The sequence below is a fragment of the Paraglaciecola polaris LMG 21857 genome (genome assembly GCF_000315055.1).
GTDB lineage: Bacteria > Pseudomonadota > Gammaproteobacteria > Enterobacterales > Alteromonadaceae > Paraglaciecola > Paraglaciecola polaris.
The window spans coordinates 1-25436 of the sequence record NZ_BAER01000124.1; the positions used below are offsets into that span (position 1 = coordinate 1).

Consider the following 25436-nt stretch of genomic DNA (forward strand, 5'->3'; position numbering starts at 1 on the left):
AGATTATCATTGCCCAGATTTATGCGCCCAAAGTGGCATTCATTTTAATCAGGGTCGTCACCCTGTTGTAGAGCAAGTATCAGATGCACCCTTTATAGCCAACCCCATTGACGTCAACCCAGCACGCAGAATGCTCGTGATCACAGGTCCTAATATGGGCGGTAAATCAACCTATATGCGCCAGACCGCTTTGATTGTATTAATGGCTTATATTGGCAGTTATATACCTGCACAAGATGCCAAGATTGGCCCAATTGATCGTATTTTCACCCGAATTGGCGCCTCAGACGACCTTGCGTCTGGTCGCTCTACATTTATGGTCGAGATGACGGAAACAGCTAATATACTGAACAACGCCACGGCCAATAGCTTGGTATTAATGGATGAAATTGGCCGAGGCACCAGCACCTATGATGGCCTGTCGCTCGCGTGGGCCTGCGCTGAGTATTTGGCGACTAACTTGCAGTCATTTACCTTATTCGCCACTCACTACTTTGAACTGACTGGTCTTGCTGATTCATTGCCAGAGCTGGCCAACGTGCACTTAGATGCTGTGGAACACGGTGATACCATTCGTTTTATGCATGCAGTGCAAGATGGTGCAGCCAATAAAAGTTACGGCTTGCAAGTGGCGCAATTAGCAGGGGTACCTAAACAAGTGGTACTAGCGGCGAAACGCAAACTGCACGAATTAGAAACGGGGGCGACTGCTAATAAACCGATATTGTCTCCTGAAACAACTGCATCATCCAGCCCGGTCTGCTCGCAGGAAAAAGTCGAAACGCAATTAGATTTATTAGCTTCTGTGAGTGAAGCTGAGGATCTTCTCCAGACCATTCAGCCAGATGATCTCACGCCCAAACAGGCCCTCGATTATTTATACCAATTAAAGAAGTTGGTCAGGTAAAACCAGTGGCGTGTTGTTAGCCCAATAGAGAACTCACCATAAACGTTGCACTCAACGTATCGAAAATCGTTTATGGTGTGGTTCTGGATCCGAAACTATTGAGTTGAGCACTAAGAATACAGTGCACTAATATCGCCTGTTTGACGATAATGGTAAAAAATTTGATTGTTGGCGCTACAAGCGCTCCATCAAACTGAGCAAGCTCATGGGCGTCACTGGTTTTTCAAGAAACCCAACCGCACCGATTTCATAGGCAAGATTCACTGTTTCTTCTGAGGTATCTGCCGAGCACATGACAATTTTTGCCTTAGGGATTTCTTCGTGAAGAATACTCAATAACTCCAAACCATCCACTTGAGGAAGTTTGATGTCCATCAAGATAAGCTGATAATCCTTACGGCACACACGCGCCATCACTTCAGCCGAATTGCTCGCAGAATCAACCTGCAAATATCCATTCCCTTGTAATACAGTGCTTATAAAAGTGCAGATGGCTTCAACATCATCTACCACCAAAATGGGACGCATTTTATCCATAAAGCTAATCCTTTGACTATTTGGTCCACAGTGTAAACCATTAAAATAGCATTATCTGTATATTTTTTTGCAACCCTAAGGCGGTTTTCAATTGTCTGAACGGGCGTGATTGAGTATACTATTGCGCCGTCCGGTACTGAATTATGTTACGCCTTTTTACAGGGTGCTAGACTACCTCAGTATTAAAAAAATCTTATTCAACTCCAACGCCTTAGGGTACTCATGACAAACTATATTTTCGTCACAGGTGGTGTCGTTTCATCACTTGGTAAAGGCATTGCTGCTGCATCACTCGCTGCTATTCTTGAGGCACGTGGTCTAAATGTGACCATGTTGAAGCTCGACCCATACATTAATGTCGACCCGGGCACCATGAGCCCCATTCAGCATGGTGAAGTGTTTGTCACCGACGACGGCGCTGAAACCGACTTAGACTTAGGTCACTACGAACGCTTTATTCGTACCCGTATGACCAAACGCAATAACTTCACCACCGGCCGAGTATACGAAGAAGTCATTAAACGCGAACGTCGTGGTGATTACTTAGGCGCAACCATTCAGGTGATTCCGCACATCACTAATGAAATTAAACGCCGTATTGTCGCAGGTGCTGAAGGCGTAGATGTAGCCATAGTCGAAATAGGCGGGACGGTAGGTGACATTGAATCACAACCGTTTTTAGAAGCCATTCGCCAATTGGGTACCGAAGTAGGTCGTGATCACGCTATGTATATGCACTTAACGTTAGTGCCTTACATTGCGGTATCTGGCGAAGTGAAAACCAAGCCTACCCAGCATTCCGTTAAAGAGCTGCGTTCCATCGGCATTCAACCTGATATTTTGGTATGCCGCTCAGAAAACGCCTTGCCATCAAATGAACGTCAAAAAATCGCTTTGTTTACCAACGTAGCTGATAAAGCCGTTATTTCTTTAAAAGATGCGAATAGTATTTATAAAATTCCAGCTGCACTAAAAGCCCAAGGCATGGATGAGCTTGTCGTTCAGCGTTTTGGTTTAGAGTGTCCCGAAGCAGACCTTACCGAATGGGAACAGGTCTTATATGCAGAATCTAACCCTACAGGCGAAGTTACGATTGCCATGGTTGGAAAATATGTTGAGCTACCTGATGCCTATAAATCAGTTAACGAAGCATTGAAACATGCTGGCCTGAAAAATCGTCTAACCGTAAACATTCGTTACATTGACTCACAAGATATTGAGAGCAAAGGGGAACACATCCTCAACGGTTGTGATGCTATATTGGTACCAGGTGGTTTTGGCGAACGCGGTATTGAAGGTAAGATTACAGCAGCTAAGTACGCCCGTGAGCAGAAAGTTCCTTATTTAGGGATTTGTTTGGGTATGCAAGTGGCGATAATTGAGTTTGCACGTAACGTTGCAGGACTTGAAAACGCCAACAGTTCTGAATTCGATCCGCAAACCCCCTACCCTGTAGTGGGCTTGATCACTGAATGGCTAGATGCCGATGGCAGCACAGCACAACGTTCTGAAGAATCAAACCTAGGCGGTACTATGCGTTTAGGTAGCCAGCTGTGCCATTTAATTCCAGGCAGCAAAGTACACGACCTTTACGGTTCAACAGAGATTTACGAACGTCATCGTCACCGTTATGAAGTGAACAACAATTTACGTGACAAATTAGAAGCATCAGGATTGCAAGTAACTGGTCTGTCTACTGATAAACGTCTAGTAGAAGTCGTTGAACTAGGAGATCATCCTTGGTTTGTGGCTGGACAGTTCCACCCTGAATTTAACTCTACACCTCGCGACGGACACCCTTTATTTGAAGGATTTGTTAAAGCCGCGGGCGAATATTATAAAAATAATAATTAGTAAACGATTGAAAACTAAGCGTATCTGCTTGCAGGTATACGATAATTTTTTATAACAAGGCAACAACTATGTCAAATATCAGTAAAATCATTGGTCGTGAAATCATGGACTCTCGTGGCAACCCCACTGTAGAGGCAGATGTATATTTAGCATCAGGCGTAATGGGCAGAGCAACGGCTCCTTCTGGCGCATCTACTGGTTCTCGTGAAGCGTTGGAATTACGCGATGGTGATAAAAGCCGTTATTTAGGCAAAGGTGTATTGAAAGCAGTCGCCGCGATCAACGACGATATCGCCCCTGCATTACTTGGCAATAGTGCATATGAGCAAAAGAAAATTGATCAGATCATGATCGATCTAGATGGCACTGAAAACAAAGAAAAATTTGGCGCCAATGCGATTCTTGCCGTGTCCCTAGCGGTGGCCAAAGCCGCTGCCCTTGATAAGAAAATCCCTTTATATCAACACATATCTGAGCTTAACGGCACTCCAGGTAAGTACTCTATGCCGGTACCAATGATGAACATCATCAACGGTGGCGAGCACGCTGATAACAACGTTGATATTCAAGAGTTTATGGTGCAGCCAGTTGGTGCGGCGAACTTCCGTGAAGCCTTACGTATGGGTGCTGAGATTTTCCATAGCTTGAAAAAAGTATTGTCAGCAAAAGGCTTGAGCACTGCTGTAGGCGACGAAGGCGGTTTTGCACCTAACCTTGCCTCTAACGAAGAAGCACTGAAAGTAATTATTCAAGCCGTTGAGAATGCCGGTTACGAAATGAATAAAGACATTACTCTAGCGTTAGATTGTGCGTCATCTGAGTTCTATAAAGATGGTAAGTACGACCTGAAAGGCGAAGGTAAAGTGTTCGATTCAGAAACCTTTGGTGATTACCTAGCCGATCTAGCAGCTAAGTACCCTATCATTTCAATCGAAGATGGACTTGACGAGAGTGATTGGGACGGTTGGGCAAGTTTGACCAAAAAAATCGGTGACAAAGTACAACTGGTTGGTGATGATTTGTTCGTAACGAATACCAAAATTCTTAAGCGCGGCATTGACAATGGTGTAGCAAACTCGATTTTGATCAAGTTCAACCAAATTGGTTCTTTAACCGAGACTCTTGAAGCCATTCGTATGGCGCAAGCGGCTGGTTTTACTGCGGTTATCTCTCACCGTAGTGGTGAGACTGAAGATGCAACTATCGCTGATTTAGCGGTGGGAACAGCTGCTGGTCAAATCAAAACAGGTTCACTATGTCGTTCTGACCGTGTTGCTAAGTACAATCAACTATTGCGTATCGAAGAAGCACTAGGCGATGCAGCGACCTACGGCGGGCGTAAAGAAATAAAGGGTCAATAAGACCTATATCTGAACGGCTTTTGCTAATGCTGAAGCCTTTTGGATGTAAGTGGGCAGCGAATGCTGCCCCTTCTTTATTATGGTGACGCCACCCGCGCAGCCCCAAGTAAATATATTCACTGACTCACAGCAGCAGACCCATTTTGCTGAAATCTGCAATGCCCTATATGAACGCGAACTCATAACTCTCGCTCATGCCTCGTTTACGAACATCAGTTTATTACAGCGTAAATTAGGTGGCCTACGCCATCACGTTAAACGCGCAGCCTATCATTTCATTCATCACACGGGCCCCTTAACGGTCGATGTTCACAATGCCAGTTGGCAAGCCAAACAAAGTGCCCACTGCATAGGTAAGAAACACGACTTAGATAAAGCCCAGCAATGGTTTACTCAACATGCTCGCTCGGGTTTACCGGTTGTAGTTTATGTGCAAAACATAAATGGTGAATACTTAGAATTAGACTCTATTGATCGCATCGACAAGACGGAGCAACGCCTACACAGTAATAAATTTGGTTGGTTTCATATGGATGGACGCAATGTTGCACAAAGCGGTAACAGTCATAAAGCTATGCAATTAGCCGCTGACGAGTGTACATTATTACGCCCAAATAATCCGGCGTTCAGTGCAGCCTGCAGCGGACACACCTGGAACCACAGAGGACGAAGTCAGCCCCGAACGTTGACCTTAAGAGAACTTTTATTATCTGGCAGTATTAACTGGAAGAATTTCCGCTAAACAACCCATAGCAGTGCAAAGAATCTATTTTTCATGGCCACCAAAACTGGTCGTACCTTCATCTTTTACTAAGTAAATCAAACTTATATGCATTTTTGTTATATATGGATTTGTTAACTAAGGTTGACGCATGGGAGCCAAAGAGTTACAAATACCGCACTGACGTTTCGAGCTTATATATAATGAAAACTTTATTACTATCAACTCTACTACTGCTGGCAGCAAGATTGCACGGGTAGGTTGTAAGCGAAACGCAAACAATAACTAAAAACCCGTGCCCAGCACGGGTTTTTTCGTTTAAGGCGCTCAAAAAAGCGCACATTATCCAAAAGAGGAAAAAACATGTCCAACCAAGTCAAAATATTCGACACCACGTTACGTGATGGCGAACAAGCGCTAGCAGCAAGTTTGAGTATGAAAGAAAAACTACAGATTGCATTTGCGCTCGAGCGACTTGGTGTTGACATCATAGAAGCCGGTTTTCCTGTCTCTTCGCCTGGCGATTTTCAGTCGGTACGCAGTATCGCCAGAGAAATAAAAAATGCCACCGTCTGTGGATTATCACGTGCTTTAGAGAAAGACATAGACGCCTGCGGTGAAGCCATGAGCGTTGCCGAGCAATTTAGAATACATACCTTCATCGCTACATCTGATATTCACGTGGCAAGTAAATTACGCAAATCCCAGGACGAAGTGGTTGAAATGGCCGTAAAAGCCATTAAACACGCTGGCCGTTACACGGACGATATAGAGTTTTCCTGTGAAGATGCCGGTCGGACCCCCATCGATTATTTGTGTCGTATGGTCGAATCTGCGATTAATGCAGGCGCAACAACAGTGAATATTCCGGATACGGTGGGTTACACCACACCTACTGAGTTTGGCGGCATTATTCAGAGTTTATTTAACCGTGTTCCGAACATCGATAAAGCCATCATTTCAGTGCATTGCCACAATGATTTAGGCTTAGCCGTGGCGAATTCCTTGGTGGCAGTAGAGTACGGTGCACGTCAAATCGAATGTACTATTAACGGTATAGGTGAACGTGCGGGTAATTGCTCGTTAGAAGAAATAGCCATGATTTTGCAGACCCGTCAGGCCATGCTGGGTTTGAACACCAACATTCGAAGCCAGGAAATTTCGCGCACATCTAAACTAGTTAGTCAGCTATGCAATATGCCTGTCCAAGCAAACAAAGCCATTGTTGGCGCAAATGCGTTTAGTCATTCATCTGGCATTCACCAAGATGGCGTCTTAAAAGCGCAGAATACCTATGAGATAATGACCCCTGAAAGCGTAGGTATAAACAAGAATAACTTAAATCTAACCTCTCGTTCAGGACGTCACGTTATCAAACACCGTCTTGAGGAGCTTGGTTACAAAACCCAAGACTACGATTTAGATACTCTGTATGCCTCATTTGTGAAACTAGCAGATAAAAAAGGTCAGGTATTTGACTACGATCTTGAAGCCTTGTTGTTCTTCGATAAGCAAAAGCCAGCAGATGAGCATTATAAATTACTTTATTTACAGGCGAGTTCGGGCAAAGAGATTATCCCCAGCGCCACGGTAAAGTTACAAGTAGGCGATGAAGAAGTAATAGAATCGTGTACCGGTAATGGCCCTGTAGACGCGGCTTATAACGCTATTATCAAAGTATTAGGCCATGAACAGTTAGATATCGTTGATTTCAAACTTGACTCCAAAGGCGAAGGAGCCGATGCCCTTGCCCAAGTGAGCGTTGTCGTTGAATATAACGGCCGTCGTTTTAATGGTATTGGCTTAGCCACAGACATCGTCGAGTCAGGGGTTAAAGCGTTAATCCACGTATTGAACAACACCCATTTAGCCGATCAAATTGATCACCAGAAAAAGCAACAAGTACAGATTGCCGGAGTTTAAAGAACAGATGTCGAATTATAATATTGCCGTGTTGGCAGGAGATGGTATTGGCCCAGAGGTCATGCAAGAAGCAAAGAAGGTTTTATCCGCAGTAGAGCAGGCGTTTGACCTGTCGTTTACCTTGAAAGAATTTGATGTGGGTGGTATCGCTATCGATAATCACGGTCAAGCACTGCCACCTGCCACCCTGAAAGGTTGCGAAGATGCCCAGGCCATTTTGTTTGGCTCAATTGGCGGCCCTAAATGGGATAGTCTGCCACTCGAAGAGCGACCAGAACGCGCAGCCCTGCTTGCTCTTCGCGGCCACTTCGATTTATTCAGTAACTTGCGCCCTGCAAAAATCTACCCAGGCTTAGAAGCGTTGTCGCCACTGCGTGCTGATATCGCGGCCAGTGGTTTTGATGTACTGGTAATACGCGAGCTAACCAGCGGCATTTATTTCGGTCAGCCAAAAGGCATTGAAGGTGAAGGCGAAGAACAATTTGCCTATGACACCATGCGTTACAGCAAAAAAGAAATTCGCCGTATAGCCATCAGTGCGTTTGAAGCCGCGCAGAAACGCGGTAAGAAAGTAACTTCCGTAGATAAGGCAAACGTATTGTTATGCAGTCGTTTATGGCGTGAAGTCACCGAGGAAGTCGCGAAAGACTACCCAGAAGTCACTTTAGAGCATATTTATATCGATAACGCGACTATGCAGCTACTGCGCTACCCAAGTGATTTCGATGTCATGCTGTGTTCGAACTTGTTCGGCGACATTATCTCTGATGAATGTGCCATGATCACTGGCTCCATGGGCTTGTTGCCATCAGCCAGCATCAACAGTGAAAACTTCGGTTTGTATGAACCTGCAGGCGGCTCGGCACCTGATATCGCGGGCAAAGGTATCGCTAACCCAATAGCACAAATATTATCTGCATCTATGTTACTGCGCTTTAGCTTGAATTTAACCGAAGCTGCCGATGCAATTGATGCTGCCGTCGTGAAGACCCTCGCTGATGGTATCTTAACCGGTGAACTACTCAGCGCTGAAAATCGTGACCAAGCCAAATCGACCAGTGAAGTAGGCGATTACATCGCCAATATAATCGCCACCGCAAACGCTTAAAGGAAAGACCAGACATGAGCACCACCTTATACGACAAAATTTTTCAGGCACATATTGTCGATGAAATCGGCGACGATGCATTATTGTATATCGATCGCCACCTTATCCATGAAGTCACCTCACCACAGGCATTTGATGGTCTAGTGCAAAAAGGACGTAACGTACGTCGTCCAGATCTGACTTTTGCGACCATGGATCACAGTATATCAACTCGCTCGTTGGCGATTGACGCCTGCGGCCCTGCCAACAAACTACAATTGCAAACCCTTGCTGATAACTGACGAAAAAAACAACATTCAGTTGTTCCCTGTGGGTCATCAAAAACAAGGGATTGTGCATGTTATGGGCCCAGAACTTGGTTTAATTAAACCTGGTATGACAGTGGTCTGCGGTGATTCTCACACCGCTACTCACGGTGCCTTTGGCGCCCTTGCCTTTGGTATTGGTACGTCGCAAGTAGAACATGTATTCGCCACGCAAACCTTGAAACAAAGTAAAGGTAAATGCATGCAAGTTAAGGTCACGGGTGCTCGTCCACTAGGCCTAACAGCGAAAGACATTATCTTGGCTATTATCGGAAAAATAGGCCATGCAGGCGCGACAGGTTGTGTGATTGAGTATTGCGGCGACACCATTGAAGGCTTGAGCATGGAAGAGCGCATGACCGTGTGTAACATGAGCATTGAAGCCGGTGCTAAAGCCGGTTTGATCGCCCCTGATCAAACTACTTTTGATTACCTAGCCGGTCGTGAATACGCACCAAAAGGCGCAGATTGGGATGCCGCAATTGCTTACTGGAAAACCTTAAAATCTGATGATGATGCAAAATTTGATATCGTAATTGAGCTTGCGGCTAACGATATTGCACCTCAGGTCACCTGGGGAACGAACCCAGGTCAGGTTATTGGTGTTAACCAGCCTATTCCAGCACCAGAAGACTTTAGTGACCCGATTGATCGCGATTCAGCAGTCAAAGCGCTTAAATATATGGATGTTAAGCCTGGTCAGAAACTATCAGAGCTCACCGTTAATCACGTATTTATTGGCTCATGTACCAATGGTCGTATTGAGGATATGCGTGCGGCAGCCGCGATTGCTAAGCAAGGCAAAGTGGCCGGGCATGTTACCGCAATTGTGGTACCAGGCTCTGTGGCGGTGAAAGCACAAGCTGAAGCAGAGCACCTAGATAAGATATTTCTCGATGCAGGCTTTGAATGGCGTTTACCTGGTTGCTCTATGTGCCTTGGTATGAACGACGACATTCTGAGTCAAGGGGATCGCTGTGCATCAACCAGCAACCGAAATTTCGAGGGACGTCAAGGCCGCGGGGCACGTACTCACCTTGTTAGCCCAGCCATGGCTGCCGCAGCGGCATTAGCAGGCCACTTCGCCGATACTCGCGACTTCGTTGCCAACGATTAATTATTAGGAATAAACATGAGCAATCAATCTAACCCAGCAGGCGCAGGGATCAGTGTACATACCGGCCGTGTCGCTCCGCTAAATCAAGCAAATGTGGATACTGACCAAATTATTCCCAAGCAATTTTTAACCTCGGTCACTAAGAGCGGCTACGGAAAACATTTGTTCCACGACTGGCGCTATTTAGACTTACATGAACAGGAGCCAAACCCCGACTTTGTGCTTAATAAACCTGAGTATCAAGGTGCCAGCATCTTACTTACTCGAGAGAACTTTGGTTGCGGCTCAAGCCGTGAACATGCTCCTTGGTCGTTAGATGATTACGGGTTCAAAGTGGTTATAGCTACCAGTTTTGCGGATATTTTTTATGGTAACTGCATCAATAATGCCTTGTTACCGGTCCAATTAACCAGTGCCCAAATCGATACCGTTTTTGCCGCAGTTGAACAAGATTCGACTTGCCAAGTCGTGGTGGATTTGCCCCAACAGCAAGTTCGTTTTAATGATCAGGTCATTGGTTTCGACATTGCCCCTCACCATAAAAACAATTTGCTCAAAGGTTTAGATGCCATCGGTCAAACCTTAGAGTTAGATGATAAAATCAGTGCATTTGAAGCCAAACAGGCTGCTTGGCAGTACTAACCATCGTACTTTAGAACTACAGCATAACCACAGAAAGTAGTGGTTATGCTGCCTCAGTCTAATTATCATATAAATGAAAATAAAATCATTTTTAAAAATAACCTTTTTAATAACCGTCTAAATTTCTCTAAGCATCTAATAAATAAACCTTTTTACATCCTACGCCATCGAGCTGAAATTTCGCAAAATTGAAAACGTTTACAGTCAACCATTCAGCAGCTAATCTAACTGCTATTCGTTTAAACCTGTATAAGAGAGAACTCGTTGGCTAAGTTAGGTATTAAAGATATTGCGGCCATTTCTGGTGTATCACCTGCTACCGTATCCCGCACCTTGCGCAATCCAGATATCGTCAGTGAAGAGACGCGTAAAAAGGTCATGAAGGCAGTAGAAGAAGGCGGATATACCCCAAGCCGATTCGGAGCTAACCTACGCACTCAAAAGAGCGGTAATATTATTGTTGTCATGCCGGATATCACTAACCAAGTCAACGCAGGTATCATTCGCGCGATTGAAAGCGAAGCGCAAAAAGCAGGCTACTCTATTCTGCTCGGTGATACCCAAGGCCTAGCCGAACGAGAGAAGCATTATGCCAATATGGCGCAATCAGGCCAAGCTGATGGCGTATTACTGTTTACCTTTCATATGCCGTTTAATTTGAACAAAGCCCTACCCGTATTAAAGCAATTACCGCCGATCGTGAACTCCTGCGAGTCCATTCCGATCGAGGGGATCAGCAAGGTCATGATTGATAACATCGCTGGCGCACGCACAGCTGTTGAGCACCTGCTAAGTTTAGGTCACAAACGTATCGCCGCCGTCATGGGGCCTCGTGATACGCCCAGCACACTTGAGCGCCTCAAAGGGTACGAAACGGCCTTGGCTACCGCCAGAATTGAAATAGACGAACAACTTATCATTCGTGGAGACTATGGACTTGACTCAGGTATCGGTGCGATGGAGCAGTTACTCAAGCTCCGCTTGCGACCTACAGCCGTATTTTGCTTTAGTGATGACATGGCCATAGGCGCAATGAGTGTATTGCAAGAAAACGGCTTTCGCATCCCCCAAGACATATCCATCATGGGTTTTGATGATATTCGTTACGCACGTTTAATGACCCCCGCATTGACGACCATTCATCAACCCCTCGAAGAAATTGGCAAGGCATGCATTGAACTGTTACTCGAACAACTTGATGGAAAGTCAGAACAAGCTCGCTACGTCGAGCTGCCTTTTCAGTTAATGGTTCGTCAAAGTACCGGCCCTGCCCCCTTGTAAAATTAACAGGATTTTTATCACACCTAAAATCCATTACACTAGGGGAAATCCCTTTAGTGAGTGATGTATGAAAAAAATATTAGCTGTTCTGGGTAGTGCGCTGCTTTTAAGTGCTTGTGATTCCAATGAAGTCGGTGATGTGAGTTTAGGTTTGTTCACCACCAAAGATATCAAACTTAATATTCTGCAAGATCCACTGATCAGCGGCGTAACCTGTCATGTAGCAAGTATTGAAGCCGACCTAAGTTTCTCCGATCCCTCTGATAGCTCAATAGCTTGTCGGCAAACTGGCGAAATTAGCCCAGAAATGATTGCTCAAATTGATAAGTCGGCATCCGGCGAAGTCGTGTTCAAAAAATCTAAAAGTGTCTTTTTCAAAAGCATGAAAATACGCCGAATTTTCGATCCCCGCAGTCAAACATTAATGTATGTCTCATACTCCACTAAAGAAACCTCTGGTAGCTTCAAACACAGTCTGTCAACGGTACCTTTGTGGGGGACAAAAGCGTATAACACTTATACGGGTTCCTAGCTCTGAGAATAAAAAAACGCTCCCAAAATACATTATTATAATGCAAAGAGGGAGCGAATGAGGAAACTACCCGCTGATTTCTAGAACACTTAACCACTTAACCACTTAACGGATAATGTTAGCCTGGAGAAATCGTAGCGATAACATGATGTTCTTTGTTAAATCTGTCGTAATCAATAAGCGTTCCGCTGACTTGCTCACCATCGATTTCAAGTTTCACATTTCCTGAGCAGAGCCTATTAGGATTGCGTACTTCAATGATGTAATGGGCCTTTCTGAAACGTCGAGAAAGGGTAAATCCTGACCAATCAGCGGGTATACAAGGCGCAATGCGCAAACCAGCATAATCTGCTTTTATACCCAAAATATATTGGCTTGCCGCGTAGAAACACCATGCTGCGGTACCGGTTAACCACGAATTTTTTGCTTGTCCTGGGGTCGTCGCGTCATTACCCGCAATCATCTGACTGTATACATAAGGTTCAGTTTTATGCTTCTGCTGTGCGTCTTGTAGATACGCAGGTGAAATATTAGCAAAATATTCGTATGCTTTATTGCCACGCCCTAACATGGCCTCAGCCACCATGATCCAAGGATTGTTGTGGCAAAAAATACCGGCGTTTTCTTTATACCCAGGTGGATAGGATGAAATCTCACCTAAGTACTTGTCGTAGCCACTAAATGCCGGTTGATTGAGCATGATACCGTGGGGGGTGGCCAGCAGTTTTTCAACTGAATCAAGCGCTTGGCGCGCCTTACCATCTTGCATGCCAATGCCCGCCATGACACAGAAACCTTGAGATTCAATGAATATCTTGCCCTCGTTATTCTCCTGACTGCCAATTTTATGTCCTCTGGCGTCATAAGCTCGCAAAAACCACTTTCCATCCCAGCCATGCTGTAAAACGGCGGCATGCATAGTATCCACCTGCTGCTGGGCGTATTGCGCTAATTCAACCTTGCCCACTCGTTGACACAAGTGCACAAAATCTTGCCCGTACAACACGAACTGCCCGGCAATCATAAGCGATTCAGCCACGTCCGATTGGCCACGTTGCGTAGTTTGATAAGACTCGTTAGGGTCTTCGGAAAAGCAATTTAAATTTAAACAATCATTCCAATCGGCACGACCAATTAATGGCAAACCGTGGGGGCCCAAATGATTCACTACGTGGTCAAAGGCCCGGCGTAAGTGCTCGAAGTGATCAGGAGTCCCTTCGTTGTCGCCGTCAAATGCAACCTTTTCGGTCAATATTGAAAAATCGCCGCTTTCTTTGATGTAATTGACTGTAGATAGCACCATCCACATAGGATCATCGTTAAAGTTACCGCCGATATTTGCATTACCTTTTTTGGTTAAAGGCTGATATTGGTGATAAGCCGAACCATCTGTTTTCTGAGTCGCACTCAAATCCAATATGCGCTCTCGTACTTTCTCAGGCACCATGTGCGCAAAACCGATGGTATCTTGATTTGAATCTCTAAATCCCATACCGCGACCAATACCTGATTCATAAAACGAGGCACTGCGGGACAAATTAAAAGTCACCATATTTTGGTATTGATTCCAAATATTCAGTGAGCGATTAAGTTTGTCGTCAGGACTGTTTAGTTGAAATTTACCGAGTAACTGATCCCAGTAAGCGGCCAGAGCAGCTAACGCGTTCTGCACTTTTTGCGCGCTGTCGTAGCGGCTTATCAGCTGTTTGGCCGGTATTTTATTGATAACACCGGGGGATTGCCATTTTTGTGTTTTATCAACCTCACAATAGCCAAGCACAAAAACTAGCGTATGCTCTTCTCCCGGTGCCAGTTCTACTTGCAAATGATGAGATGCAATAGGAGACCAACCTTGGGCGTGAGAGTTCGTCGCTTGACCATTCTCAACACAGAGCGGGTTTTCGACACCACGATAAGGCCCCAAGAAGCTTTCACGATCGGTATCAAAACCACTTATCCGTTGATTGACCGAGTAAAACGCATAATGATCTCTGCGCTCTCGGTATTCTGTTTTGTGGTAAATAACCCCATCTTCGACTTCAACTTCGCCGGTGGATAAGTTGCGTTGAAAATTGGCCGCATCGTCTTCTGCGTTCCACAAGCACCATTCCATGTATGAAAATAAGTCAATTTTTTTACGTTTTACCGTACTATTTTTTAGCGTTAGCCTGTGTACTTCTGCTTTTTCACCTAGGGGCACAAAACACGTTAGTTCAGAATCAATACCCTGATTGCTAACCAAAAATCGACTATATCCCATACCATGACGACATGCGTAACTTTGCGGCTGATTTGTCACTGGACGGCCCGTCGCAGACCAAATCTGATCATCGCATTTCAAGTAAAAATAACGCCCTGACGTATCAACTGGCACACTGTTATAACGATAGCGGGTTAAGCGGCGAAACTTTGGATCTTGATAAAAGCTGTAGCCCCCTGCAGTATTCGAAATCAAACCATAAAACCCATCATTACCTAAGTAATTGATCCAAGGAGTCGGGGTAAACGGCGTAGAGATTACGTATTCTTTTTGCTGATCATCAAAATAGCCAAATTCATTATTTTTGGCGTCAGTGGATGGCTTGGTCATGATTAACTATCTCTCTTGGTAAATGACGCTGCACAAAGGCAAACGCGTTATAAATGATGAGTGGATAACGCGTTACGACGCTCAATAAGCTCAGCGTTCATCTGCTGCTGCTTTTCATCCGTCAGCGGATAAAACAACATTAAAAAGGCGCCCGCGATGCCAAATGCAGCAGGAATAAAGCTCATGAGTTGTTGCATGCCCGGTAGCGCATTAGCGATGGTTGTTGCGTCCATTCCGTCATAACCGTAGCCCGCTAACACGACTAGTACTAAAGCGCCGGCGAAACCATTTCCGGTTTTTTGCACAAAGGTACCAGCAGCGTACACTAACCCAGTTGCGCGACGCCCATTACGCCATTCAGAATAATCAGCCGCATCCCCGAGCATGCTAAAAAATAAAGTGGGCATCATTGCGGCAAAAAACTCTGCGCTGCAACCCAGCACAAAGATATAGCTAATATTCTCTCCCGGCAGCCAATAGAAACCACTCGTCAGCGCGCTACTAAGCACCAACGCGACGATAAATAAATTACGTCTGCCTAACTTATTGGCAAGATAACTTGTGCACAAAGCACCAAGAATAGACACCACCAGCAAGGCAATAAAATATTGCCCTGTGAGTAACTCATCGCCAACGAAGTACTTAAAGTAATAGGCAATAACACTGTATTTGATGCCGTTAAACATCATGGTCAAAAAGCCCATGCCAAGCAGAATTAACCAAGGTTTATTGGTCATCAAGTCAAGCATGTCTTGTTGCGTACCAGACACGTCGCCCCGAGGACGATTCAACATACGGCGCACTAGCCAAGTGGCAGTCGCGAAAACCAATACAAAAATAGCGCAGGTCAATACGTTGCGGTAATAGAAGAATAAGGACATGGACAACAGCGGAACGAGCACAAAAGGCGATTGTTTTGTCAAATCCCATAGTTCGCTGCACAAACTGCCGCGCTTTTGTTCAATAGGCATAACCCGTTCCTTGGTTGTCGCCACTGAAGTCACCATAAGTGCCATCAACAAACCGGCAAATACATACATAGTGTACTGGTAACCCTGAACGTCGTCCCCTTCCCCAAGCATAGCCACCAAGCTGGGCAAAAATCCCATCACAAATAACCCACCCAAAAAGGCTCCAGCAAAGCGAAAACCAGACAAGCTAGTACGTTCTTTGTCGTCCTCGGTCATCACGCCCATTAACGCGGAATAAGGCACGTTGTTAACCGTGTATGCCAGTGTTAAACCGATATACGTTAAGTAAGCGTAAAGCAATTTACCGCTTTCACTTAAGTTTGGGGTGGTAAAGCACAGCACCATAAAGGCGCACAGAAAGGGGGTAGACCACAATATCCAAGGGCGAAATTTCCCCCAAGAGGTATGAGTTCGATCGGCAATCATGCCCATAATAATGTCTGTCACACCGTCGGAGAGTCGCACGACCAAAAATAAAATGGCTGCAGCTGAGGCGGTTAATCCAAAAGTATCGGTATAAAACACCGCCAAATAAGCAAGCGCACCACGCCAGACTAAATTGGCGGCGGCATCTCCCATGGCGTAGCCGACTTTTTCATATAAGGGCAATTTACTCATAACAGTGCTTCCCTACCGGTTATGTGCTGGATGCAATCGCGCATTGTACGTATCCCGTTATTTCATTGTCCTTTGAGCATGTGTACCAACACATCGTTGTTGAGCAATTCAGATACAAAATGCGCAACTAAATACATTGTTAAGCTAACGTTAAATGCAAATGAAAACGTTTTCAAGGTATTTTCTGATGCACAGGATACAAAGAGGTTGATAGCGCCATAGAACGACTGCTTCATGCCATACACAACACAACGATCGTCACTGACGACAGCTGCCAAAAAACGATACCATCAGCAAAGATCAAAAGGCCGCTCAGAAAGAATAAATAGAGTGGCTTTATAGTTAGCGATAACGCCTTAAAAAGCGCTTAATTCGCTGCTAAATCTTTGGAAAACCTTGATGTTTGGCATGTTCAAGCAGTTGACGATTACTTTTCAAGCCGCCCATTAGTTTGCGTACAAGTTGTTGGTTTTCTTGTAGGTATTTCATGGCACTTTGTGGTTGATCAAACTCCCGTGACGACACATCATTCAATGTGTTGAAGCCCATGCCATATAAGACATACTGATAGCTGGCAGAAGGGAACATAATCTCGTTCTGCACAAAATCACTGCGATTTGGCGGCTGATAACGCCATTGTGTGAGCAAAGCCTTAAGTCGCGGAGAAACCGAGTCAGGGTTACGCATTTGTTGCCAATACGGTTCGCTTCTTTCACTCAGTACATAATGTAACTTCAGAAACTCGACGATATTTTCCCAGTGCAACAAGAAACGTTGATTAAAATTATCACTGATAACATCCATGTGCTCCGGGGTGACAGGCAGATTCTCAGCGATAGCCGTGGCAGATAGCTCAACCAAGGCTAATGCCGATGCTTCTAAGGGCTCTAAAAATCCAGCTGACAAGCCTACCGCTACACAGTTTTTATGCCAAAAATGCGCTCTATGCCCTGGGTTAAAAACAATCTTGCGTGCGGTCAATGCAGCGGCTTGTTCGCGGCCAATGGACTTGGCGATATAGGCCTTGAGTGTCAGCTCTGCTTGTTCATCTGTGGCATGCGCACTGGAATAAGTATATCCCACGCCTCTCCTATCTTGTAAGCCGATATCCCAAACCCAACCGGACGCTTGTGCTGTGGATACCGTTGCCGATGCAATTGCCGCGTCAGGTGTCATATACGGTACATGTACCGCCATTGCACTGTCGTTAAACAGCACTGATTTTTTATCAATAAAAGGCACGTTAAAATGTTGGCCTAATAATAGTGAACGCGCACCTGAGCAATCAATAAATAAGTCGCCTACCAGCTCGCCGCTGTGTCGTGTTTGCAAGCTCGCAATATGGCCATTGTCGTTACTGAGTACTCCTTCAACGTGGTCCTGGATATGAGTGACCCCGAGCTGCTGAGTACAATGCTGCTGCAACATCTGACTAAATTTACCAGCATCTAAGTGGTAACCATAATTGAGTACCCCTGCGTATTCAGGGGTGGCATTTTGCTTGGGGCCCAAACCGGCTTGGCAAATTTGGCTTTGCGCACTTACCGCGTCAGCAAAAGGATGATCCTTGCCATAGGTTTGCCATGAACTGTATTGATTCGCTTGGCCATAGCCAGTAGGTACCACAAACGGATGGTAATAAAAGTCGTTTTTGGCGCCGTTTTGCCAACCCACAAACTTGGAGCCCTGTTTAAATGCCGCCCCGCAGTAGCGAATAAACTCAGTTTCACTTATGCCCATACGTTGCAATGAATTGCGCATTGAAGGCCACGTGCCCTCGCCAACACCGACTATGTTGACATCAGGAGACTCGATCAGTGTTACCTGTATTTGGCTTTGATCTGAGCCGCAGCGATGTTCAGCGGCGATGAGCCCGGCGGTCAACCAACCGGCACTTCCACCACCGACTATGACTATTTTTTTAATACTGCGATTATTCATCTGTGTTACCAATCAAAAACGGAACGCGCTCACGGTAGATCAGTGAGCGAGGTAGAGTAGCGAAATATTAACGTATTCAGCGGCATTTAATCCAAAACAATCATTTATGTTTTCTGTTAGCTTGCCAGGCAGTAACGCCGAATAAACTGTTGATGACTCGGCAAACTGTTAACCCTTTGCTCGATAGCGCTGCGCATACCGGCCAGAAAACGCTGCAGTTCATCATCGCTCATCTCGTTGACGATCCTGTGATATTGCTTCGGCTCTAATCCTTGCCCAAGCATTACTTGCGTCCATGAATCGACCCTAAAAATATCCCCATCATCTAAAAATACGCGTCCGGTATCTTTAAACAAACGAATTTTATGGGATAGAGACTCTGGTACGTCCATGCTATGGCAGTGACGCCAAAACGGCGTGTCATCTCGCTGAGTCACCTTGTAATGTAGGATAATAAAATCGCGGATACTGTGTAATTCACTGGTCAGCTTTTCGTTGTACTCATCAATCGCAGATTGGCGTACACCATCAAATGGGAATAAGCGCATTAAGCGCACTATGCCGGTCATGATCAAATGAATACTGGTGGATTCAAGGGGTTCGACAAAACCGCTTGCTAAGCCCAGGGCAACACAATTTTTGTTCCAGCCTTTACGTCTGCGGCCGGTCTTAAATTTTATCACCCGGGGGGCATTAATCGGTGCGCCATCTAGGTTGGCTAACAAGGTTTCTTCAGCCTGTTCGTCGCTGACGTAACGACTACAAAAAACCATGCCATTGCCCACCCTATTTTGCAGCGGAATACGCCACTGCCAACCAAAATCATGTGCCGTGGAACGGGTGTAAGGTAATGGGTCTGCAATCGCTTGTGTTTGTACGGCAATCGCACTATCGCAAGGTAACCAATGCGACCAGTCTTCGTACCCAGTATGCAGTGCCTCTTCGATTAACATTCCTTTGAAGCCAGTACAGTCGATAAAGAAGTCACCTTCAATCTGTTGTCCAGAAGCCAACGTAAGAGCAGTAATAAATCCATTGTGTGGGTCTTTACTGACGGATTGAATCTTACCTTCAATACGTGTCACGGCATCCGCGCAAAAATCCCGTAGAAATTTAGCATAAAGTGTCGCATCAAGGTGATAAGCGAAATTCATTGGCGCATTGACTGAAAAGGCAAACTTACCTTGTTTGGATGCTTGAAGTTCGTAACAGTAATCACCAAATGGCGCATTGATGCCTTGCTCTTTTCCGCGCAACCAAAAGTGATGAAATTCCCCCGCCCAGCACTCTTTTCCAGTGATACCGAAGGAGTGAATGTAACTGTCGTCTCTTTGCCCCCAATGATTAAACTCTATGCCTAATTTAAAGGTGCTATTAGTCGCCCGCATGAATGCCTGCTCGTCGATATTTAACAACTTATGCAAAGTGCGAATTGGCGGTATCGTCGCTTCTCCCACACCTACTGTGCCGATTTCATCAGACTCCACAAGCGTGATATTTAAGCTTTTCCCAAGCAGCTTGGATAAAGACGCCGCAGCCATCCACCCAGCAGTGCCGCCTCCGGCGATAACAACATTTTGTACTTTTTCGTTATTCAAGACGATACCTCGACATACATATGATTGAACAATTACTGTTCTACTTATTCTAATATAACCAAAAAACAAGCCGCGAGATATCGCGGCTTGTTGGGTGCCGATAACGTCGGCTCAGGACACACACACTTTATTTAAAATGTATAACGCGCACCTAGGGCGTAACGCGCGCCAAGTTGTTCCAAATTCCACAACTGGGCTGACGTACGACCGTGGCGACGGCTGTTCTCTTCGGTAATGTTAATCCCTTCGAGGAATACCGATAAATCATCATTTACTTGATACGACACGTTAAAATCGATTTGCGAGTACGACTCAGTAAAGCCAGGCTCATTCACGTACTGGCTCGTTGTATCAAGGAACTTGTCACGCCAGTTATAGGCGATACGTCCTTGCCATCCCTCTTTTTCGTACATAACAACTAGGTTAGCAGTATCACTCAAGCCCACAAGCGCGAACTGAGTCACTGACGGATCCGCTGTCGTGTCATAACTAACGTCACCATTCACCGTCGTATAGTTTGCCTGAACACCAAAGCCGGTCTCACCGAAGAAATGCTGAGCAGCGAGCTCAAAACCATAAATATTCGCACTCTTGTTATTAATCGGTTTGGCGTTAATAAACGTTAGCAAAGGGTCATCTTCATTGGGCAATACATCATATTGAGCCTCAAACTGTTCAATCGTCAACGAGTCATAAGCGATGTTGTTTTCCATAGCGGCAACCATGTTAAACAAATTAGTGTCCGTCAATGGCTGACCAATGCGCTCAAGTTCCGCAGCTGCAGCTTGTGCTCGTGGACCCGCGGTGGCATCCCGTAAACCGAAAATGCTTTCTTCGACCTGCTCGTTACCAATGAAGTTTTTCACGCGTTTGTCGTAGAAACCAACCGAAACATAACTGGTATCCTCGAAATAGTATTCAACCGAGAGATCTAAGTTATCAGACTCCAGCGGCACCAAGGTTGGGTTCCCCGAACTGGCAGTTGCGGTTGCCCCTTGCGTAATCAAAGTTGGGCCGCTTGGCGTGCCCACAGAGGAAGCCGCACTCAAATTATTGTAAGTAGGACGTGCAATGGTTTTACTGTATGACACCCTTGCCTTAACACCATCCATGACTTCAATATCGAAATCTAAGCTAGGCAGAACATGATCGTAATCAGAGCTTACCGATACATCTTGGCTTTCTGCGCCAAAACGCACGTTAAAGTCATTGTTACCTTCCCACGCAATACCATTGGGTAAACTGATATTAGCAATCGATTTCGATTCTGTGTTCTCGTAACGTACACCGGCTAATATGTTATATGGACGTCCGCCTAACTCACCGTCTAGTTCAAATTCAACGTAGGCTGCGAAGATATCTTCTTCAATAGTGCGGTTAGTGGCAAACGGGTTGTCAGCTTCAAACGCAAAGCCGTATTCTTGAGCCGCAAAAGCACCAACTTGTGCGACACTGCCGGTAAAGCCCTGACTGAAAATACCGTTTGTGTTGTAGTCATCAAACTCATCAGCGAAACTAAATGGCGTTAAATAATCAGCCGGTAATTCACCAGGATTTTCAATACCCCAGTTGCCCATGGTACGACGAGTAAGTGCTTGTAATGACGTGCTTTCCATCGAACGCGATTCAACACCAAAGTTAATGCCGCCATCGTCGAATGAATATTCACCGTCTAAGCGAAATTGGGTAATATCGGTGCGCTGTGAATTAAAATTCATATCTAAGATCGCAGTACCCACATCGTCTTGGTCAAGTACACCGTTTGGATTCAAGTTACCGCGAGCGGCATCGTCGAAATCCACCGTCATGATAGGGAACTCACCAGAGAAATCCGCACCTTGACCACGGTTTACGTTTGCGCCTAAGCCTAAGTTTGTCCACGTACCATATGGCGCATCAGGGCGACCTTCTGCAGATGAATCGTGGGCATCAAAAAACATCACTAAACTGTCGTTTACATGATATTCGAGGTTCAAACCAATCGATTTGTTTTCGTTAACCTGATTACGCTCTTGTATTGCCAAGCCTAAATCGCGTGGTAATAAGTCACGGCGCTCTTGCTCAATCAAAATGGGCGTTTTAACCGTTTCATCATCAAAGGTTAACTCAGAGAAATAACCGTCATCCATCCAAATTGATTGCTCCGCTCGCGCTTCAAACAAATCCTGCTTTGAATAGGTATAATCTAGTGTTGCGGTAAAGTCTTCTGTCGGCGCATACTGGAATGTCAGTTGAGCATTGGTACGCTTACGCTCGCGATCAGCGATGGAGTAACGTAAATCAGAAGGGATCGCGAACAACTGGCCATCTGCGGGGCCATTATTGACGACCACGGCTGGGCCATTAAAGCCAGGTAAGCTCGGATCCGTCTGGTTCGGTGTTTGCGGAATAGTGCCTTCATAAGGATTTACGCGCCACTCGTTGACAAATGCGCCAACCGCTGAACTGTCACGTTCCTGCACACTGGCAGATAGCGATACACCAAAAATGCCATCGTCATCCACAAAATTAAAGAAACCTGATACTTCAGGTGTCACGTCATCCCCCACACGATTTGTGGTGTCCATTAATGCTTTAGCGCCAACTGAGCCGGTGAAGCCACTTTCCAGTGCATCCAGAGGACGAGCAGTTTTAATATTAACCGTTGCCCCAATACCACCGGTGGCAATACTCGCTCGGCCGGTTTTATAAACTTCTACACCGCGCACACTTTCTGAAGCCAAATCAGCGAAGTCAAAGGCACGAGAATTTGGCGTTCCTCCTCCTCCAGGTATAGCAGCCGCCGGCATAGCTCGACCATTCAAGGTCACCATATTAAAGTCAGGACCAAAACCACGAGCGGTAATCTGGCTTCCTTCACCATTACTACGACTAATAGAAATACCGGTAATACGCTGCAGCGATTCCGCTAAATTGGTGTCTGGAAATTTACCAATATCTTCAGCAGAAATTGCATCAACCACCCCTGCTGAGTCTCGTTTGATACCCATGGACTCTTGGATACTTGAGCGCATACCTCGGACCTGAATGACTTCGAGATCACTTGCCGTTTCCTGTGCAACGGCAATGACAGGCGCAAGTACAGCGCTTCCTAGCAGTATCGAAATACTCCTAGTCAACAGAGATTTATTGAATTTCGCGTATGTGTTCATAATTGTGCGTCCTTTGTGTTTCTATTAATGAGTAAAGTTATGTGAAAAACCATACAAATTTGAAATAAGCGTAAATATAATTCAGCTATTTCATGCTCACTATGACTAAGAAACGCGTCACGTAAATGCATTGTGCGGCTAAATACTGCGTGGTAATACGCATCTCACCGGCATTTTTCGATATGCGATTCACTTGTTACTTAGAGGCTGACCCACACCAATGTAAACGTTTTCATCATGCTAAGATTATTTTAACAATTCGTCAACATTTTTACCTTTCGAAGTTTTGAAGCACCTGCTCATTACAACAAGATAATGAAATGTTACAAATAGATTAATGTAATTACTTCAAAGGTAGGTATCACAAAATCGGTTAATCATAAGACAAATTCGGCGCCGAAAAAGCCAATAACACCGTAAAGAGCTTTAATATAAGGGTTTTCATGGACATTTATATTTTATGAAATAAACGATTTTTATGATAAAGAAATGAATAATGTTAAAAATATGCCAAAGGGTCAGGTGAAAAACAGGCTGAAATCTCATCATTTAAATTAACATATTTAATCATTAAAATTAGATATAGGTAAAATAACAACCGACCAAGGGACCCTTCGGACACAACTTAAGCTGAAAACGAAAACATAAGCAAAGCATTTTCAGTGATAACTTAAGATAAAAACTAAAGGGCAAAGGCTTGATTCAATAAGGCAATGCTGGTGGTAGTCAGCGTTTCTGGACTTTGCTGCAAATCTAACGTGAAAATATCAGGCTCGTTTTCAGGTAACTGTAACGCTGAAAATTGACTAGTTAACACAGAGCTCGGCAAAACATGTCCATCTCGTGAATTCATTCGCTGGCTTATGAGATCTTTATCGCCATGAAGTAAAATAAAAATTGAATGATATCCTAACTCACGAAGACGCTGTCGATGCTCACGACGAAGTCCTGGATAAGCGAGAACTGTTGGCGGCTGAAGATTTTGACACAAAAAAACCGTTATGCGATTAATCCAAGACTCACGTATTTCTTCTGTTAAAGGCAGGTTTTGTTGAATTCTTTTTTTTGCTTGCTCACAGTGAAAATCATCAGCTTCTAGAAACCTATAGTCGAAGTGCTTTGCTAACCTTGTGGCTAAACTCGATTTACCACAACCACTCACACCCATAATGACCACCAAGGGGGGAGTATTTGGCTTTATCATTTGTCCTCCTAAGGGTATTAGCACATCCCTCTAAAAAATATTATTTATGATATTTTTCAAATATTTACGTTAAATCAATATGAAATTAATTACTGGCTAATGCTGATAAACCAGAGCAATTTGACAGACCACGCAAGAAAACGTTTTCAATAAAAGTGTAGCGCAAGAAGCTAATGAACGCGCTCCTATTGCGATTCAATTAACCGAATAAAAGTGTGATCAATACTTTCTTTGCTGCCGTCTAAAGTGATGCGCTCAAATGCTTGATTGAATTTATCCATCCAGGCTCGACCATCAGGATAAGATTTTGAAATGATGAAATGCAGTGAAACTCGTTCTATATCGCCGGGCAGCACGCGTAATTTACTATCGGTTAAACGCGTATTGGTTAATTCATTTAATGATACATAACTGTTAGTCAGCCCGGCATCGCTCCATCCCCGTTGTACATGGCCGATACACCCAGCACCATCGAGCACACGATTAATTTTCAGGTCGAGCTGCTCAATGACACCGCCTGCAACAAAATCATCTGTGTAACCATAGGGAAGACATAACCGTTTATTTTTCAGTTGTTTAATATCCGTTATATTTGAAGCTTTACTAACAAAAAAACGCACAGGAATGTAATTTATAGGGGTAGAAAAGAAATATTTACCAGCTCGTTCGGGGGAATATACATAAGGAAATGTGCCTAAAAATCGTTGTTCTTCGGTCCACATCTGACCGCGGCTCCAAGGCAAAATATAAATATCGACCTTGTGGCCCATTTCAATAAAAGTCCGCGTTACCAATGCTTGGGACCACCCTCCCTGAGGTAAGCTGGCAGAAACAAAAGGATAATAGCCTTGCCCTGTAGCCAATCTGATGCGCTGATCTGTTGCTTTTAAAGGAGGAGGGATTGAACCAACTTCATCGGGGAAAATGACCCGAGCCTCCTTCAGCTCAGATGGATATTGAGCGTTTGGGTAACTAGGACTGTCAAACGCACTGACAGGGCCAGCGTAACTGAGCCACGTAATCAACAAAGACGACAATACCCCAGTGATATACTGCAGTTCCTTGGCTACCATG

The 25436-nt window shown here is 44.9% G+C and carries 18 protein-coding genes and 1 pseudogene; 10 read left to right on the plus strand and 9 right to left on the minus strand.

Annotation, left to right across the window (positions count from 1 at the left end; genetic code table 11):
• A partial coding sequence (locus tag GPLA_RS19625) for a MutS-related protein (protein WP_040515488.1) occupies nt 1–907 on the plus strand: 907 nt, incomplete at its 5' end.
• A 174-nt stretch (nt 908–1081) separates the two neighbouring features.
• Here the strand turns inward: GPLA_RS19625 and GPLA_RS19630 are convergent.
• Complete coding sequence (locus tag GPLA_RS19630; protein WP_007106749.1) at nt 1082–1444, minus strand: response regulator; 363 nt, start codon at nt 1442–1444, stop codon at nt 1082–1084.
• Between the two features lie 222 nt (nt 1445–1666).
• Between GPLA_RS19630 and GPLA_RS19635 the strand changes: the two genes are divergently transcribed.
• From GPLA_RS19635 to GPLA_RS19675, 9 genes and pseudogenes are all read left to right on the plus strand, one after another.
• Nucleotides 1667–3298 (plus strand): CTP synthase, encoded by a 1632-nt coding sequence (locus GPLA_RS19635; RefSeq protein WP_007106750.1) that lies wholly within the window; start codon nt 1667–1669, stop codon nt 3296–3298.
• Nucleotides 3299–3366: 68 nt separating this feature from the next.
• Nucleotides 3367–4659, plus strand: coding sequence for a phosphopyruvate hydratase (gene eno, locus GPLA_RS19640; RefSeq protein ID WP_007106751.1), 1293 nt, complete (start codon nt 3367–3369; stop codon nt 4657–4659).
• 79 nt (nt 4660–4738) lie between these two features.
• Nucleotides 4739–5401 carry a hypothetical protein gene (locus GPLA_RS19645; protein WP_040515491.1) on the plus strand — a complete coding sequence of 221 codons (663 nt, stop codon included), beginning with the start codon at nt 4739–4741 and terminating at the stop codon, nt 5399–5401.
• Nucleotides 5402–5743: 342 nt separating this feature from the next.
• Nucleotides 5744–7303, plus strand: coding sequence for a 2-isopropylmalate synthase (gene leuA, locus GPLA_RS19650; RefSeq protein WP_007106753.1), 1560 nt, complete (start codon nt 5744–5746; stop codon nt 7301–7303).
• A 7-nt stretch (nt 7304–7310) separates the two neighbouring features.
• On the plus strand, nt 7311–8411 hold the full coding sequence (leuB, locus tag GPLA_RS19655; RefSeq protein WP_007106754.1) for a 3-isopropylmalate dehydrogenase: 1101 nt from the start codon (nt 7311–7313) through the stop codon (nt 8409–8411).
• A 14-nt stretch (nt 8412–8425) separates the two neighbouring features.
• A pseudogene (leuC, locus tag GPLA_RS19660) lies at nt 8426–9833 on the plus strand (3-isopropylmalate dehydratase large subunit).
• A gap of 15 nt (nt 9834–9848) precedes the next feature.
• A complete protein-coding gene (gene leuD / locus GPLA_RS19665) occupies nt 9849–10475 on the plus strand; it encodes a 3-isopropylmalate dehydratase small subunit (protein WP_007106755.1) in 627 nt (208 codons plus the stop codon).
• A gap of 264 nt (nt 10476–10739) precedes the next feature.
• Nucleotides 10740–11756, plus strand: a complete 1017-nt coding sequence (locus tag GPLA_RS19670) for a LacI family DNA-binding transcriptional regulator (protein WP_007106756.1) — start codon at nt 10740–10742, stop codon at nt 11754–11756.
• A 67-nt stretch (nt 11757–11823) separates the two neighbouring features.
• The gene (locus tag GPLA_RS19675) at nt 11824–12288 is read left to right on the plus strand and encodes a CreA family protein (protein WP_007106757.1); all 465 of its coding nucleotides are present in this window, start codon (nt 11824–11826) and stop codon (nt 12286–12288) included.
• Between the two features lie 118 nt (nt 12289–12406).
• Here GPLA_RS19675 and GPLA_RS19680 read toward each other — a convergent pair whose 3' ends face one another.
• The 8 genes from GPLA_RS19680 to GPLA_RS19715 form a co-directional block, all read right to left on the minus strand.
• On the minus strand, nt 12407–14878 hold the full coding sequence (locus GPLA_RS19680) for a GH36-type glycosyl hydrolase domain-containing protein (RefSeq protein WP_007106758.1): 2472 nt from the start codon (nt 14876–14878) through the stop codon (nt 12407–12409).
• Between the two features lie 47 nt (nt 14879–14925).
• Nucleotides 14926–16467: an MFS transporter gene (locus tag GPLA_RS19685; protein ID WP_007106759.1), complete on the minus strand. Its 1542-nt coding sequence runs from the start codon at nt 16465–16467 to the stop codon at nt 14926–14928.
• Nucleotides 16468–16529: 62 nt separating this feature from the next.
• The gene (locus GPLA_RS19690; RefSeq protein ID WP_007106760.1) at nt 16530–16745 is read right to left on the minus strand and encodes a hypothetical protein; all 216 of its coding nucleotides are present in this window, start codon (nt 16743–16745) and stop codon (nt 16530–16532) included.
• A 100-nt stretch (nt 16746–16845) separates the two neighbouring features.
• On the minus strand, nt 16846–18408 hold the full coding sequence (locus tag GPLA_RS19695) for a tryptophan halogenase family protein (protein WP_007106761.1): 1563 nt from the start codon (nt 18406–18408) through the stop codon (nt 16846–16848).
• Between the two features lie 116 nt (nt 18409–18524).
• On the minus strand, nt 18525–20006 hold the full coding sequence (locus tag GPLA_RS19700; RefSeq protein ID WP_007106762.1) for a tryptophan halogenase family protein: 1482 nt from the start codon (nt 20004–20006) through the stop codon (nt 18525–18527).
• A 131-nt stretch (nt 20007–20137) separates the two neighbouring features.
• On the minus strand, nt 20138–23158 hold the full coding sequence (locus GPLA_RS19705; protein WP_007106763.1) for a TonB-dependent receptor: 3021 nt from the start codon (nt 23156–23158) through the stop codon (nt 20138–20140).
• A gap of 682 nt (nt 23159–23840) precedes the next feature.
• Entirely contained in the window at nt 23841–24362 is a 522-nt protein-coding gene (locus GPLA_RS19710; RefSeq protein ID WP_007106764.1) for a gluconokinase, read from the minus strand.
• Between the two features lie 185 nt (nt 24363–24547).
• Entirely contained in the window at nt 24548–25435 is an 888-nt protein-coding gene (locus GPLA_RS19715; protein ID WP_007106765.1) for a substrate-binding periplasmic protein, read from the minus strand.
• Nucleotide 25436: the final 1 nt, after the last annotated feature.